We start from the raw sequence: 17,219 nt of genomic DNA on the forward strand, positions 1-17,219 counted from the left end.
AGGGACTATCATGGATTCAATCACAAAGGGACAGAGAAATCTATTATTATTCTTATTGGGAATTGCTATCTTAGTGCTTCCTATAAGATTTCTTGCCATGGGCAATTTCGATGACAAGAAGAGTATTGAGAGTCAGTACAACGAGAGACAGACATATTACAACAGCCTGCTTGAGAAGGATGCGAACAGACAGCAGTACATAGCTGACACTGAGAAGTACAAGGCAGACTATGAGGCTGTTCTTGCAGAATTTCCATCAGAGCTGTATCAGGATAACACGATCATGTATTTACAGGGTGTAAAGGATAAGTATAAGTTCAACTTTCCTAGTGTAACAATGGGTGAGGAGACACTTTTCTATACACTTGGCGCAGGCGCTGTGGGCGACGTTACCGTTGCTGATAATTCAAGTGCTTCAACAGATGCAGCAGCATCTGACGTGACTATAGATGAGTCAGCAGCTACAGCATCAGGTTACAACTGCTATTCAGCATCATTCCCTGTCACATACGAGGGAGACTACAAGGATATCAAGGATGTCATCGACTACATCAAGAATGGTGATTACAGAATGACTCTTGACGATGTCACTATAGCATTCAACGAACAGACAGGAAAGTATGAGGGAGATATGACGATAACCTCATATGCAGTAAACGGTGATGACAGAACTACAGATCACGCAGATGTGAATGTACAGACAGGTACAAACAACATCTTTGGAAACCCAACAGTAAAGTCTACTACGACTACGACCACAACAACAGCCCAGTAGATGCATACACTTAAATGGAGTGAACAAATAAATGGTTAAATCAAACAATAAAGGATTTAGTTTAGTAGAGATTATAATCGCTGCTGCCATATTTGCCATTCTGATCTATCCGATAACCAATGCATTGATCACAGCCACGAAGACGGGTACTACATCGACGAAGAAGCAGTATGCAGTCGAGAAGGCTGAGGAGATCATGGAGATCTTTAAGACCGCTGATCTGTCAGGAAATGTGAATATTCCTGATGGCAATGGAACAAAGACATATTCCTTTACAAAGGGAACACCATCGGGAAAGTCTATTACATTGCCGAATTCTAAAACGGCGGAATATTCGGACACAACCTATACCTGCAACGATGTATCCATAGGAAAATCTTATGAGACCTACACCTGTCAGGTGGATGTGAATGATGCGGCATATCAGGTCCTTAAGAATGGATATGTGCTTGCAGGTCTTGATGGTGGTGCGACATTCAAAAGCGATGAAAGTGGCGCCATACAGACTAATGCTACGGAATCGGGAACTATCAGAAATCTGGACAGCAAACAGTCGGCTATCATTATAGGTGCCACCTATAATGTAGCCGCAACAGGCAGCAATCTTGATAATCTCGCATATCAGTATTTCCTGGATGCGAAGCTTGACGTGCTGAGAAAGTATGATGTGCAGTACAACCATTATCTTTCCGGTGGTGGAACATTCGATGAGGATCATTTCCAGAAGAATACCAAGATCAAGATATCAAAGCTGGGATCCACATATACAGTTGAGTGTTATGTGGAATACACAGATTATACAACGGTCTCAGTTATCAGATCACAGTATGAGAGCTCAGGCAAAAATGTATACAAGCCTACCACCTTATATGGTGATGGAATAGTATACAAGCAGGAGTTTACGAATGGTTTGCCACCTGTGTATCTTCTCTATGTTCCGGCGATATACAATGGTTCATACTGTACGACAGATACCATAACGGTGGATAATTCAGGAATATCTGAGAAGGCGGATGTGTATGTATTCGAGACGACAGCAGAGCTCAGCGATACATACAAGAAGATCATACGTGAGCAGTTCAATGTGGCGAACGTTGATGATCTTACATATACGAATGCAGGAAAGGACACCAAGATGTCAGATGTCAAGGTGAGACTTAAGCTGGCAGCGGGAGCAAAGTCGTCAGATCTTAATGTATATGCCAACTTTGACTTTGACAATGTTAATTCTGACTATCCTGTAGCTCGTTTGACAGAGGATCAGAGTGACAGTGTATATATGTACGATATAACAGTTACTTTGACAGATAGTAAAGGAAACAAGACGACGGTTACTGGAACAAGGGGGAAGTAACAGATGATTGAGAGATTAAAGCGAAAGCTTAGGCATAACGATGATCACGGTTCAAGTTTCGTCCTTGTAATAGTCGCAACCACATTTATGTGCATTCTTGCTTCAGCGATACTTATGGGAGCTATGATGACATACAAGCTCAAATTTTATAAGCTGAATTCCCTGAATAACTTTTATGAGGTAGAAACTGCACTTGATGAGATGTATGCGGGGGTAGGCGCAGCGACCAATGAGCACCTTTATTCAGCGTATACAACTACGGCTGAATTGGTTGTTGTGTATGATACTAAGGCTCAGGCGTATACTACCCTTGACAATAAATCGGCAAATGAGCTTTTCAAAAAGCTTTTCATGACAGGCTTTGTTGCAGATACAAACTATAAGAGTCTTAAGAACGTGACAGATACACTTCAGTCTTTCATATCTAATGAGTATGATGCAGTGGACAATCCGGATGGTGTCAGACTTGATACATCGAACATGAAGCTTATATATACTGATGTTAATAACAAGACAACAACTCAGTATTATAAGAATAATGGAGAAATTAAGACGGAGAAGCAGTCGGGTTACGAAAATGACAAGGTTCAGTCTGTCACATTCAAGAATGTGTGTGTTAAGAGAAGTGTGGATCTGCAGGGATCAACAGCAGGAACCTATGAGCAGTCTATCACTACGGATATTGTTCTCACGGAGCCTGAATATAATGTATCGTTTGATACAAGCAGTGTAGCTAGCAATACATTGTATGAGTATGCGATACTTGCAGATATGGGTGTTGAAGTTGGCGAGGACAATGATAATAAGACAACAGATGCGCAGGTAAAGGGTAATATCTACGCAGCAAGCGATTATTACAATAAGGATTATAACGATGTAGCCGAGACAAAGGTTACGAACAAATATGAGAGTAAGCCTAGTACAATGTGGGGAACAAAGGACAGCAGTGCTTATTCCGGAATATTTGTAAATGGAAAAAATACATCACTTACACTCAACTCTGATGTTGTTGTGTGTTCAGGTTCTCTTGCAGCATACAATGGAGCAGAGATAAACCTTTCAGGTCGTACACAGACTCTTTCAGAGCTTTGGGCAGACAATATTGTCATAGGTGGAAAGGATGGCGGTTCTCTTAAGGCTTCTGCTGATGCATACATATTTGATGATACAGAGCTTAACGCAGAGAAGGCGAGTCTTAAGTTTACTCAGGGCAGCTATTTTGGATATAGCTACAATGCTCAGGATACAAGAAGCCTGAATTATCTTAGACAGAAGGGATACCTGGCAACCGGATATAAGCTGAGATCACACTTCAGTGACAGTGCGATCATAGTAAATGGTAAGAATTCAACACTTGATCTTCAGGAACTTAATTCACTGTATATAGCAGGTAAGTCATACATTGAGTTCTCTAAGATTGCAGCGTCCAGTGTTCCTGAGGATGACGAGAATATAACAGTTGATGAGAATGCAGATTATGCATTCACCACACTGGAGGATTATTCCACAGGACAGTCTCTTGATGTGAAGACAAACCAGCTTATGTTCCTTACCCAGTGGTCTGTAGTGAACAACACTGAGAAGGTTGACCCTGACACAGGAATCACTACAGTTACACTTCAGTTCCCAAAGACATTTGAGGCAGATGCGAACATACTTGATCTGTATGATGATTTCCTCAATGATCTTGCTACAGAGGGAGATAAGGGTGTAACAGCAATTAAGCAGACTGTTTCAGGACATGATTATTATTATCTGTATATTGAGGATGGAAAGGATTCATCCAATGTAAGCAATGCTGAGAAGTTTGCTGAGAAATATTACAAGCTTCTTCAGGATTACGGTGATGAGATAAGCAGTAAACTCTATAATGTACAGAAATATGAGCAGTTCCAGGTTAAGCTGGTTCTTCCGGCAGAGGGCAAGATAAATGCAAGCGGTGCTGTCACAGATCAGAATAACGATGATTCGCTGTTCCTGAGAGCATCCACAACTACCACAATGGATGTGGCTACAGCGCTTGATAATGTTTCAACAGGCAAGGTGTTTACTAACATCCTTGGTAACAAGGGTTCAGACAACAATAAAAAGGTATTTAATGACCTCAAGGCGGATGCTGCAGAGCTTTCAGGAAGTTCAGTTGCAAATGATGAAGAGACTACAAGTAATTTCCTCTCATATATGTATATAAATATGAAGGATCATCTGTCAGTTCTCAACAAGAAGGATGAGGCAACTAAGCCTGATGTAAATGCGTGGGAGATTGCAGGCTATAGCAAGTCAGCAAGTGGATATACAAGTACATATAATAAGGATAAAGATGAATATTCATATGATTACAGTATCACTCCTTTAAATCACTATGTTGATTTTGCTTATGTATTTAGCAGGAACCTTTCAATTGAGAATACAATTGGAAATGCAACAGATAATGAGGCTAAAACCATAGTTATCAATTCTGGTGATGTTAAGCTCCAGCCAAACAATGGTGATGGATCATTCCAGGGAATTATAATTGCCGGTGGTAATGTAAGATTTGATGAGAATGTTAAGAGCTTCAGAGGTATGATAATCACTGGATCAAAGCTTATAATTGACCATAATATGTCAATATCAGCAGACGCTGCATTTGTTGCAAATCTTCTTGAACAGTGTTCAGAGAGCACAGACGAAAAGCTCAATACGCTTACAACAAAGGTGCTGAAGAACTATACATCATCCAAGAGCGAAGGTAACACAGAGGTAACAGGAGCATCAATATCAGACATCTCATATGAAGATATTCTTGTATTCCAGAACTGGAAGAAGAATGTTGAATAGGGGGTGTAGCTGATGAAGAATTGTATAAAATCAAATAATGGATACACGCTTATAGAGATGATAATTGTTATTGCTATAATTGCAGTAATGTCAGGCGTGGGCTTTCTCACTATATCATCAATAAGAGCGTCTCAGGCAACTGCTTCACTGCAGAAGTTTGACAGTGAATTGTCGGCGCTTGAGATGAGAACTAGGACGCAAAAAAGTGGAGAGGCGGTAAGGATAGTCCAGAATGGTGCTAATTACGATATTTTCTATGGTATATGCGCTGATGGAAGGGCGGAGTCATTTACTGCTAATTCATCTGCACCTGACAAGGTGCTGGAGAGAGTTACGATATATTATGCTGACGATTACGATGCAGATTCAGTGACTACTCCTCTTTCAGAGCAGGTTATTATTATCAGGAAATCTGACAGTCAGGTGCTGACTGGATATGGAGAGTATCGTTTCTGCAAGTATAACAGCAACAATACTGTTGGAAGGGTCAACCTGAACCAGTATACAGGCGGTCATACATATGGAAAGAATTAGGGGGTGTGAAGAATGATATGTAGAAATAAAGACAAGGGCTTCACATTCATAGAGCTTATACTGTATATGGCAATCTTGGGAATATTCATGGTTGCTGTCATGTCCCTTATATCTACAACTGTTGCGTCACATAAGAAGCAGTCGTCCAGACAGAAGCTTCAGTCTCAGGCGACTGAGACATATGATGCGATAGCAGACATACTGATGGGGGCAAGTGATATCAAGATTGATGGAACTGCTTACGTACAGACTGGAACATCATTCACTCAGGTTACAGGAAGCTTTATTGTTCCTGAGGATACGTATGTGAAATCCGCAGGATCGGGAAGCGCACTCCGTAAGCAGGGAGGCGTTGCTGATGTAATCCAGGATATAGTGTCAGATAGCGGTGTGATAAAGAAAAAAAGCAATAGCTATGATATAGCGGATGTTAAGCCTTTTGGCGGCGCTGGTGCTTCAGAGGATGTGCACACATTTATAGATGCTGATTATCTGTGGGTTCAGTATTCATCTGAGCTAGATAAGACTGCATTCTGTACGATTACCTACAGCAAGACAGACAAGAAATTGTATGTTTTCAGACAGGAGATGAGTGATGAAACGCTTAATCAGGCAAAGCAGGATCTCAAGAGCAGCGATTCAGCAAAGGTAAATCAGGCACAGTCGGTGCTTTCATCGTGTACAAAGTATGTGGATGCAAGCTCCAAGAAAGGTACAGTGCTTGCTAACAACGTGAAAAGCTTTCAGCTTCAGGTCAATCCTGCAGACAATAGTGTTGCAGTGATTATTGGATTTGAAGACACAAAAACAAAAGAGACATATAAAGTAACAAGTGTAGTTGGACTCAGAAATTCATTCGTGCTCAAGAAGCATGAGTGGGATTAATAGAGGAGGAAAATACAGTGTTTAAGAATAAAAAAATAGTCTTATCATCTATAGCTATTATATTCGCACTTGTAGTCAGCTCTATATTTGTGAATTATACACTGGCTAACTCCGATTCTCAGGCTTCCCTGAGTGATACGAACGGCAGCGGAAGTACATCTACAAGTCTGACGGGATTGTCCAATATCGATTTGGCAGTTAAGAACTCCAACGATGCTGGCAAGAAACAGACAGGAGAGGACAAATTCAGAATCGTCCAGATAGTACCTGATTCATATAGTGGCAATGCAGATATGGATGAGAAGCTGAAGGAAACTGTCACTGATAGCAAGTTTTCAGGTGATGCGAAGAAGCTGACAGGATACGATTCAACAACATATCTTTGGAGATATGTATATGCAGGTGAGTATTTCAGACTTGCAGTGTTCAATGGATATAAGACGATAAGCGATAACATGGCTGCCGGTGCGGTGACTCTTACAACTTGTACAGTCAGCGAGCTGAACAGCATGGATACAACAGCCCAGGGAATCCTCAATCAGGCGGATTTCATATATATTTGGGCAAATGGTGCCAGTGATTATGCCAGCACATCAAATGATATAAGCGAGGATCTGTATAACTGGCTGGATGCGTATGCTACAGCAAACTCACATCCTATAGCATTGTGTACAGGAACTCTGTGTACATCAGAGCCAGAGCTTATAACAGGAAATAATGATGATTACAGAATGGGTGCACTTGCATACAAGCTGATCACCAAGGGTGCTGTGGCAAGATATGATAATGTCCTTGTTACAGAGCCGGATTTCTTTAAGACACTTTATCAGGAGGCAGATGATAACAAGACGACTCCTGATATAAACAAGACAACAAAGACGATCTCTGACTTTATTCTTCAGGCAGAGAGAAAAGCCAGCGAGGGTGGTAGCGATTACCTTAACTATGGAACATACTATAAGTGGTATGAGGGTGTATCAATACTTGATTTCCTTGATGGTAACATACCGGATAATATCAAGGATTCCACATATGATAAGGCTGGTTCAAGATCAGGTCTTACAGGAGACAGAAAGTCGTGGAACTTTGATAATGCCAAGATACTTGTGATTTCAGAGGACGGAGCCGGCAGTGCAATGTTCAGTGAAATCACAGAGAAGAATAGCAGTGCTACACGTGGAGACATGGCTTCTGCTGATTACACATTCAATGCGAAGACAAATACATGGGAATCTGTACAGAAGGCTCCAAACAGCGATCTGACAGGACATATGTATGCGAATGGTACTTCAAGCAGTGGTACAGGTCTTTCAAGATATGTGCCAAGTGGTGCTGATGTTTACCTTATTGACAGTGCCGATCTTGTAGAGGCGATGACCAATGGCGGTAAGGCATTTAAGAATGTCAACTTTGCAACATCATACTATAAGGATGTCAAGACAAAGTCAGTTTCCGGTACAGTGAGATGTACTGATGATGCAGGTGATGCAGTGGATCCAGCAGCAGATATGTATGCATATCTTGTAGTAGAAAATGGAACACAGCTTAATCTGGCAGGAACATCAGTAGATATTCTTATGAAGGCTCCTCTTGAGATGAAAGAGGTTCCGAAACTTGACGAGAATGGTCAGGAGATAAAGGATGCTGATGGCAACACAGTTATGGAGACTGTATACACATACAGCTTTGACAGACTCAGCCCTGAATATAGCTACAAGGTTGTAGTTGGAGGAGATGTCAGTGATGACAAGTTCTCTTATGATGATCTTGTGGTTGGAGTAGCTGATAATTCCGGTCTTGTTGACGGAAGTGATACTGATTATCAGTATGATTTCAATATTAAGACAGTTGACGAGGACAATGTATCAGGATACACATACAGAATAGACGCAGCAGGAACAACAGATGAGAATGTAATAGTTACATATAAGGATTTCCAGGAGAATATTGGTAATGCAGATCTCAATTATGAGTATAAGAGTGATCTTGTATATACTAATCTGGATTTCTCAGATGCGGCAAAGGTAGTTTCGTATGTTACTGGTCTGCATGACAAATATCTCGAAACCCAGGCAGTATTCATGAATGGTACTTATGATAAGCTTGATCTCTCAGAGTATGACTTTGTATTTATTGACAAGGGTACATATAACAAGGAGATAGGCACAGCGGTATTCAAGGATCTGTGCAGTGCAGTCGAGAGTGGACAGTATTTTATAGTTTCTTCTAAGGCCGGTGACGGAAAGGGCTCAGGAGATGGCAGTGGCGATGATTCAGATCCAACCATTCCGGTAGTTGATTCACCATCGGCAAAGGCAGTGGCTGATGTTATCAATGCCAGTGTGTATCGCGATGGCTCTGATAACAAGTTCAAGGTACTTGAGATTCAGCCGGATTATCCGATTGATCTTGAGGTGGCAGCACTTCAGGATACTGTAAGTACAGCTTATACAACAAGAAGTGATGGAACAACTAAAATAACAGGAAACTATTATACAGTTCCATCTGATGTAGTAAGTGGTAAGTCCAAGCAGGAGCTGGCAGCCAGAACAGAGTATTATGATTTTGATCTTACCAAGGCGAAGATAGCGTACGCTATCGATGGTATATCCATTGGAGATATTCAGCTCACTCAGGTTTCGACCGAGCAGCTCATTGGTATGAAGGAAGATATAGCAGCGACATACGATCTGGTATATATCGGTGGCGATATAAGTGCTATGGATAGAAATCCAGCGGAGATGTACAAAGGACAGAATGATATCGGTAATGCTACGTCGGGTTACACATATCAGATATTCCCAACATTCATCATGTATTACCACACAGGTACACTCAGTCAGTTGATGAATGCATCTACATATAGCCCAGATACAGCACCTATATCAGGATCAACAAATATGCTTGCATCACCAAAGGTTGGTGACAAGTATTACACAACAACATATCTTGCAGAGAATGGTAACGACCTGACAAATACAAAGTATCAGGAGCTTCTCACATACATGGCATCAGGCAGACCGATGATCATAAGTGATGAGCTTACCAGCGTATATGAGAATATGCAGGGTACAAATGCAAATGGTGATAAGCTTTCACAGGCTGAGCTCCTTCAGGGATATTGGTATAAAGATGGAAAGCTTGAGAGAAAGAATTATTATCTCGATCCATCATCAAGAATGTATCAGTTGGTAGATACTCTCTATGCAAGACATACAGGAGCAAATGGATCAAATATTCTGTGGGGATTCGATAAGGATGCAACACAGTATATAAGTGATAAGGATGGAATATACGGTAACAGTTTATGGACAAAGCGTGTTCAGTCACTTGCTGGAGGTAAGTTCAAGGAAACTGATTATATGGACTCAGACGTACAGGATCAGTCATGGTATAAGCGTCCGGGAACAGATACTGTATATTATAATTACAAGGTAGTCTATGATGATGCAACTTCAGCATCTCTTAACAGACTGGTGACAGGAAGTGCACATAGAACAAGACTTACTATCACTACAAAACCAGTTACATATCAGCAGGGAATACAGCAGACTTATATCAAGTCCAACAGACTACAGTTTACATTCCAGGTTGATGGTGACAAGTCAGTATATAACTACAAGTTGTTTGTAGATGTTGATAAGAATACAAAGTTCGAGAAGGGCGGCGGTGATTATTGTCTTGGGGATAAGATCACAAACGGTCAGGAGAAATCACTGACAGTAGCGCTTGACTCTGAGTTCTTTGGATCAGCAGCATGGTATCTTGAGATAACAGATGAGGATGGCAATATAGTTGCTTCTTCTACAGGTCTCAGCAAGATAGTAAATAATAACGTATCAAAGAGTGAGATAAATGTTCTTCAGGTTCAGACAATGGCAGAGGGACAGACGGCAACCTCATGGGGAGCAACTGATACACTTTACTTTGATATTGAGTCACAGACAGCTCACAAGATTGCAAAGTACAATGTATTTGCAAACATGGCAGAGCTTGATAACGCTTCAACTACTCAGTATGCAGTTCTTGGAAGACATGAAAACAGATTCGGCGTATATGAGTTTGATACAAACACAGATGCGGATGATTATTATTCGAATCTTGCAGATGAGCTTTCAGAGGATTATGACATAAATCTTGATCTTGTGGTTGCTTCAAGTGATAGAGCTTCATTCAAGACAGGAGATGGAGTAGATGCTCAGTATGATTGCCTTGATACTATGGTAGAAGAGGCTGAGAAGCTTGCCAAGGGTGAGAAGGTTGATGGACATAGTCAGGAAGAGTACGAGAGCCTTGCCGCTGTTGCACTTACAGAATATTCAGCAGCGTCAGCAAAGGTTGCAACGCCAAAGAAGATTCTTGATAACTATCTCAAGAATGCAATAGACTATATTGATGGTAAATATACAGGAACTACAAATTACAGTACATTTATCAATAATTTCAGGACAAGCAATGCAGAGACAAAGAAAGTCCTTCAGTATATGCAGGATACAGGCGATTATTATCTGATATTCTGGCCAAAGTACAACACAATGAATCACTGTGAGGGTGACTTCAAAGCAGGAAAGATGTCAGATGATTTCGGAGCTGATTTTGCTAAGTATTATTCAGATTATGTGACAGCAAAGAACGCAGAACTTGAGGCAAAGGATAAGTACAATACTTACCTCAGACGTTCATATGGTAAGAGCTTTATGAAGAACATGTACTCAATACTTGTTCTTGGACCATCGGATTCATTTGGTGGATTTAAGGTTGACTTCAAGAAGGAAACATGTCAGTACATACTTGACTATGTATCAGCAGGAGGAGATTTATTCTTCTTCCATGATTCAATGTCACCATATGCAAATGCAGGTGCAGTTAACCTTACAAAGTCACTTTTATCAGTAGTAGGAATGAACAGATTCCATGTTGATATAACAGACAATGTTGTTAAGTATGACAATCCACTTAAGCTTGGTAAGTATAACGTTAAGAGTGTTTCTTACAGCAAGGCTTCTGTTAATACAAGTACACTGGAAGTTACATACACAGCAGATGGAACAGTTGATGATGTGACATATACATCACCGGATAGCAGCTTGTATTACCTGACACCATATGCAAATAATCCTACTGCAGGCGAAGGATTACTGAACAGTATGAATTCTAACATTATGGATGTATTTGTTGAGAAGAACGCATACTGGCAGCCATATCTTGGAAAAGATAAGAAGGTATATGTAAGTGCACTTGCAATGACAGCACTTTACTACAATGGTAATATGGCTGGTGCAACAACTACACTTCCATATGTATATGCACAGGAGTCATATAAGGCAGCAACAGCCTGGTCACAGGCTTCAAACCAGGATCAGTCAGCTTGTGCTGAGACAGTTAAGGCTACACAGCTTAACTCAGGTCTTGTAACATTGTATCCATACAACATAAGTTCATCACTGAACATATCGGGTACACATCAGCAGGCATTTGCACTTGATCTTGAGAGTGACAACATAACAGTATGGTATACTCTTGCAGGTTCAAATAACTCATCGAACAGTAAGATGCGTTCATCAAAGTATGCAGCGGATCCTGGAGATGCAATGGAGGCTTACTTCATCTACACTACAGCTTATGGCAGTGGTGCGATCACATATTGTGGTGCCGGACATTCATCAGTTACAGGTAGACGTACAAGAAACAATGATGAGAGAAAGCTGTTCATCAACGTTATTGTAAACAGTGCATCAGCAGTACCAGAGATGCCAACTATCAAGTGTTACGATCCAAAGCAGACATGGGCTGCAGAGGATGAGCTTCCAAAGGATGCAGAGGCACTTGCTTCATCAGGAAAGACTGTATATGTAAGTGAGGTTGACTCAAAGACAGATGATCCTGAGTTTGATTATAAGATTGGAATTCCGGAGAAGACAAAGGTAACAAAGGTTAACATTTACTATGATCTGGATTACGATGATTCCGATTACTCAATCAGACCAAGCTATACAGAGAATACTGATAAGATGATTAAGTCATACGATAAGATTGGTACAGCCAAGTTAACATCAATTGCAGGCGATATAAAGGATATTGTGAGAAATGGCAATGGTACAGCCCTTACACCTGATGATTCGTGTTATGCACCATATGGTGGAAATTACACATACATCGTTGTGGAGGTATATTACCAGGGCAAGACAGTTCCTGTATATACAATGATCAAGGTTAAGGCCGCAGATCCATTGTTCGACCTGACAGACAATACTATAGACGTTCCGGCACTTGGAGATTTCATTGCCGAGAAGAAGAATGTATTTGCATAATGCGTATATAGTATAAATAATAGCAATAAATATAGAAACCGGGGTGGTTATATACTCCGGTTTCTTTTTGTGTTATACTGACTCTGTTCAAAATAAGAGACTGAAGGATGGAGATACATATGGAGATAAATGGAAAGACAAGATTATTGGGTTTGCTTGGTGATCCGGTTCAGCACACCATGTCACCGCTTATACACAACACACTCAGCGATATATTGGAAATCAATGAAGTGTATGTGCCGTTCCACACCCATAAGGAGGGGCTGGCGGATGCTGTAAAGGGAGCGTTTGAACTGAATATATTGGGAATGAACGCCACTGTACCTCACAAGAATGAGATAATGGCTTCACTTGTGGATATAGATGAGGGGGCAGCGGCAATAGGTGCGATCAACACTCTTGTCAGGACTGCAAACGGTTATAAGGGATATAACACAGATATGATGGGGCTGTCCAGAGAACTGGAGTCCTACGGAGTGGAACTTGACGGTAAAAAGGTTATCATACTTGGCGCAGGCGGTGCAGCGAGAGCTGTGGCATATATGTGCATGAATAAGGGTGCGGATAAGGTATATATCCTTAACAGAACGATCGAGAAGGCACAGACGATAGCAGAGGACATGAATGGTCATTTTTGCAGAGAGACAATGACTGCCATGAGACTTGGTGATTATGGACAGTTACTGCAGGAGAATGTAGATAATAAGTTCGTGGTATTCCAGTCCACATCGATAGGTCTGGCACCGAAAAATGAGGCGGTAGTCATCGATGATCCACATTTTTACGACAGAGTCAGTGTGGGAATCGATCTCATATATAATCCGTTTGAGACAAAGTTTATCAAGCTTTGCAGACAGGCTGGAGCATTGGCGTACAATGGTTTGCGTATGCTCCTTTATCAGGGAATAATTGCATATGAGCTCTGGAATGATATATCTATATCAGAGGATGTTGCTGATATTGTGTACGACAGGTTGCTGCAGTCAATCAGAGAAAATGTGATCCTCATAGGATTTATGGGATGTGGTAAGACAACTGTCGGGGAAGCTCTTGCGAGAAAGCTGAACTTTGATCTGCTGGATGTGGATTCTTATATAGAGGACAAGGCTGGTTGCAGCATAAAGCAGATATTTGCCGACAAGGGGGAAGAGTATTTCAGACAGCTTGAGACAGATACTCTTAAGGAATTGAACAGCCGGCTGTCACATACGGTTATATCCACTGGAGGTGGACTTCCTATGAGACAGGCGAATGTGGATGAACTCAGGCGAATGGGAAGAATAATATATCTGGATGTTAAGCCTGAGGAGGTAGTCAGACGACTGGCGGGAGATACGACCAGACCTCTTCTGCAGGGAGAAAATGTAGATCAGAGAGTGAGGGAACTTATGGGACAGCGAGGACCGGTGTATGAAGCTGCCGCTGATATCATAGTTCCGGTTACAGGAATTGAAATAGATGAGATAGTACAGGAAATAAGTTCTTATATAGAAGGTGGGAGATGATGGTTATGGACACAGCAATTGCTTATGAAAAGGTCAGAAGGATAATAGATGAGATGAATCTTGATGCGATATTGATCACTGACAGGTACAACATGAGATATATAGCATCGTACCGCGGCGAGGGCATTATAGTTCTGGCAGGATCAGGTAAGACAGTCATAACGGATTCGAGATATACAGAGCAGGTTCAGCGCGAGTGTGAAGGATATGAATGTGCGGATATTGCTGGAAAAGGATATGTTGCGTGTATTTCATCTATTCTTGATGGACAGAGAAAAAATTCTGGGAATCTGAGAGTTGGATTTGAGAATCTTAGCATCAGCTATAGAGAGTATTCGGAATATTCGACAGGAATATCCGGTGTGGAATGGATAAGTCTTGATGGTAAGCTGGATTCCTTAAGAGAGATAAAGACAGATGAGGAGATCGAGAATATCCATACAGCGGAGTCGATAGGAGACAAGGCATTTTCACATATACTGGAATATCTCAGACCTGGCATTACAGAGAAGGATGTTGCGCTTGAACTGGAGTATCATATGAAGAAAAATGGTGCGGAAGGCTTGAGTTTTGACACCATAGCTGCATCTGGAATGAATTCATCCATGCCGCATGCTATTCCTACGGATAAGACTCTGAATAAGGGGGACTTCCTCACTATGGATTTTGGCTGTATATATGAGGGATATTGTTCAGATATGACCAGAACCGTAGCAATAGGAAAGGCATCTGATTCAATGAAATATGTGTATGATACGGTACTCAAGGCTCAGACGGAGTCTATGAACATGATAAAACCAGGAGTCAGATGTAACGATGTTGATGCTGTTGCTAGACGTATAATAGCCGATGCCGGATATGGAGATTGCTTTGGACATGGACTTGGACATTCGGTGGGATTGTTTATACACGAGAATCCGAGATTTTCACCTAAGTGTGATGACATATTGAAACCTGGCATGGTCATAACAGTTGAACCGGGAATCTATATTCCTGGACAGTTTGGTGTCAGGATAGAGGATCTGGTTGTTGTGACGGAGGATGGTTACAGGAATCTTACAGGATCAGAGAAGAAGCTGATAGAGATTTAGTAGTGGCGGCTATCACGATATAGAACTCAGGTATCATACCGCAGGTCTTATACCGGGAGTCATCGTGAGTGCTGTAGGAGTATGTGCGTTTGTATTGCTGTGTATATACGACAGTAGAAAGCGCAGAAACGTAGACTTACCTGATAAAGGTTGATGGTATGGTAAAAAATAGTTGAAAATTTATTTCATATATTATAAAATGTGACAAGAAGTTTATATCTTTAAGGAGGATAAGATAGTTATGGCAGAGATGATCTCAGCAGGCGATTTTAGAAACGGCGTTACAATCGAATTCGAAGGAAATATTTATCAGATTATAGAGTTCCAGCACGTTAAGCCAGGAAAGGGTGCAGCTTTCGTTAGAACAAAGCTTAAGAACATCAAGAGTGGCGGTGTTGTAGAGAAGTCATTCCGTCCAACAGAGAAGTGTGAGAAGGCTCACATCGAGAGAAAGGACATGCAGTATCTGTACAATGACGGAGATCTTTATTACTTCATGGATCCAGAGACATATGATCAGATTCCTATCAGCTCAGCAGCTATAGGTGATTCACTTAAGTTCGTTAAGGAGAACGAGATGTGTAAGATCTGTTCACACAATGGCAACGTATTTGCTGTAGAGCCACCTCTCTTCGTTGAGCTTGTTATCACAGAGTGCGAGCCAGGTGTTAAGGGTGATACAGCTACAGGTGCAACAAAGCCATGTACAGTTGAGACAGGCGCACAGGTATCAGTACCTCTCTTCGTTAACGAGGGTGACACGATCAAGATCGATACACGTACTGGCGAGTATCTTTCAAGAGTATAATAATTGTTACCAGCATTAGGATATAACTACCTACGATAACATATAAGAAGAATAAGAGTCCCGGTGATTCAGGATATTTGAATCGCCGGGACTTTTTTGCGCTGTAAGCAACCAAAGGTTCTAACCTATCCACCCTCTGAATATACTTTTTATGTAGCTGTACAGACAGTGTTATATAGAAGAAGGACGATACATATGTGTGGAGAAGATATATTGCATCTGCTTCCCGTCAGGATCAGGTGCATGGTTGAGAAGCTGAGGCTTGATTATGGGAGACTGTGGGAGATACGTCTGAGGGTGAATAGTCCCTTTATACTTAGATACGAGGACTCGGAGATATATGTTGATTCCTGCGGATCAAGAACCTGTAATATGAAGGATGCGTACATAGTGACTGCCAGGGATGTGAACGACACTCTGGAATGTATCTGCAATCATTCCCTGTATGCCTATGAGGATGAGATACGTCAGGGCTTTATCACCGTGTGCGGTGGACACAGGGTAGGAGTTGCGGGCAAGATCATACTCGATGGAACAAGGATCAAATGCATCAGACACATATCATTTCTAAATATCAGGGTGGCACATGAGATCAAGGGATGCAGCGGTGATGTCCTGCCATACATATACGGTGATGGCAAGCTGATGAACACGCTCATAGTGTCCGCTCCGTGTCACGGCAAGACCACACTGCTCAGGGACATCATAAGAGTAGTGTCTGACGGAGGAATGACAGTTGGTGTGGTTGATGAGAGATCGGAGATAGCGGCGTGCTACAAGGGTGTTCCGCAGAATGATGTCGGAATGAGGACTGATGTTCTTGACTGCTGTCCAAAAGCTTCAGGAATGATGATGCTGGTTCGAACCATGGCGCCTGATCTCATAGCGGTCGATGAGATAGGAGGGCAGCAGGATGTAGATGCTATTTTCGGCGTGATAAACTGTGGCTGCCGTCTGCTTGCAACTGCACATGGCTATTCCATGGATGATGTGAGAGACAGGGCAGGGATAAGGCGTCTTGTGGAGAACAGGGTTTTTGAGAGGTATGTTGTGCTTGGAGGCGATAAGGCAGGACAGATCTCTGATATATTTGACGGCCAGGGCAACCGGCTTTGCTGGTACGATTAGATGGGAGG

The 17,219-nt window shown here is 41.7% G+C and carries 10 protein-coding genes; all 10 read left to right on the forward strand.

The annotated features are described in order from the left end of the window. Positions 1-10 precede the first annotated feature (10 nt). The 10 genes from DXD11_RS01350 to spoIIIAA all read left to right on the forward strand — a co-directional run bounded on the left by DXD11_RS01350 (position 11) and on the right by spoIIIAA (position 17,211). Entirely contained in the window at positions 11-775 is a 765-nt protein-coding gene (locus tag DXD11_RS01350; protein ID WP_117874719.1) for a hypothetical protein, read from the forward strand. Between the two features lie 31 nt (positions 776-806). Next, the gene (locus tag DXD11_RS01355; RefSeq protein ID WP_118757622.1) at positions 807-2,129 is read left to right on the forward strand and encodes a prepilin-type N-terminal cleavage/methylation domain-containing protein; all 1,323 of its coding nucleotides are present in this window, start codon (positions 807-809) and stop codon (positions 2,127-2,129) included. Between the two features lie 3 nt (positions 2,130-2,132). After that, positions 2,133-4,949, forward strand: coding sequence for a hypothetical protein (locus tag DXD11_RS01360; protein WP_118757623.1), 2,817 nt, complete (start codon positions 2,133-2,135; stop codon positions 4,947-4,949). 12 nt (positions 4,950-4,961) lie between these two features. Then, the gene (locus DXD11_RS01365) at positions 4,962-5,483 is read left to right on the forward strand and encodes a prepilin-type N-terminal cleavage/methylation domain-containing protein (RefSeq protein ID WP_117548745.1); all 522 of its coding nucleotides are present in this window, start codon (positions 4,962-4,964) and stop codon (positions 5,481-5,483) included. A gap of 12 nt (positions 5,484-5,495) precedes the next feature. Then, positions 5,496-6,368, forward strand: coding sequence for a prepilin-type N-terminal cleavage/methylation domain-containing protein (locus DXD11_RS01370; RefSeq protein WP_117874723.1), 873 nt, complete (start codon positions 5,496-5,498; stop codon positions 6,366-6,368). Positions 6,369-6,385: 17 nt separating this feature from the next. Then, positions 6,386-12,679, forward strand: coding sequence for a DUF5057 domain-containing protein (locus DXD11_RS01375; RefSeq protein WP_118757624.1), 6,294 nt, complete (start codon positions 6,386-6,388; stop codon positions 12,677-12,679). Between the two features lie 119 nt (positions 12,680-12,798). Further along, a complete protein-coding gene (locus DXD11_RS01380; RefSeq protein WP_118757864.1) occupies positions 12,799-14,184 on the forward strand; it encodes a shikimate kinase in 1,386 nt (461 codons plus the stop codon). Next, a complete protein-coding gene (locus DXD11_RS01385; protein WP_118757625.1) occupies positions 14,184-15,275 on the forward strand; it encodes a M24 family metallopeptidase in 1,092 nt (363 codons plus the stop codon). The genes DXD11_RS01380 and DXD11_RS01385 overlap by 1 nt, the downstream gene beginning before the upstream one ends. Before the next feature lie 250 nt (positions 15,276-15,525). Further along, positions 15,526-16,083 (forward strand): elongation factor P, encoded by a 558-nt coding sequence (efp, locus tag DXD11_RS01390; protein WP_055144922.1) that lies wholly within the window; start codon positions 15,526-15,528, stop codon positions 16,081-16,083. A 195-nt stretch (positions 16,084-16,278) separates the two neighbouring features. Continuing rightward, positions 16,279-17,211 (forward strand): stage III sporulation protein AA, encoded by a 933-nt coding sequence (spoIIIAA, locus tag DXD11_RS01395; RefSeq protein ID WP_117548748.1) that lies wholly within the window; start codon positions 16,279-16,281, stop codon positions 17,209-17,211. Positions 17,212-17,219: the final 8 nt, after the last annotated feature.

Origin of the sequence: Coprococcus sp. TF11-13, from assembly GCF_003481085.1 — a bacterium.
In the GTDB taxonomy this organism is placed as follows: Bacteria; Bacillota; Clostridia; order Lachnospirales; family Lachnospiraceae; genus Coprococcus; species Coprococcus aceti.

Coding starts and splice junctions, on each gene's coding strand:
- DXD11_RS01350 (WP_117874719.1), top strand. CDS start 11: ATGGATTCAATCACAAAGGGACAGAGAAATCTATTATTATTCTTATTG.
- DXD11_RS01355 (WP_118757622.1), top strand. CDS start 807: ATGGTTAAATCAAACAATAAAGGATTTAGTTTAGTAGAGATTATAATC.
- DXD11_RS01360 (WP_118757623.1), top strand. CDS start 2,133: ATGATTGAGAGATTAAAGCGAAAGCTTAGGCATAACGATGATCACGGT.
- DXD11_RS01365 (WP_117548745.1), top strand. CDS start 4,962: ATGAAGAATTGTATAAAATCAAATAATGGATACACGCTTATAGAGATG.
- DXD11_RS01370 (WP_117874723.1), top strand. CDS start 5,496: ATGATATGTAGAAATAAAGACAAGGGCTTCACATTCATAGAGCTTATA.
- DXD11_RS01380 (WP_118757864.1), top strand. CDS start 12,799: ATGGAGATAAATGGAAAGACAAGATTATTGGGTTTGCTTGGTGATCCG.
- DXD11_RS01385 (WP_118757625.1), top strand. CDS start 14,184: ATGGTTATGGACACAGCAATTGCTTATGAAAAGGTCAGAAGGATAATA.
- efp (WP_055144922.1), top strand. CDS start 15,526: ATGATCTCAGCAGGCGATTTTAGAAACGGCGTTACAATCGAATTCGAA.
- spoIIIAA (WP_117548748.1), top strand. CDS start 16,279: ATGTGTGGAGAAGATATATTGCATCTGCTTCCCGTCAGGATCAGGTGC.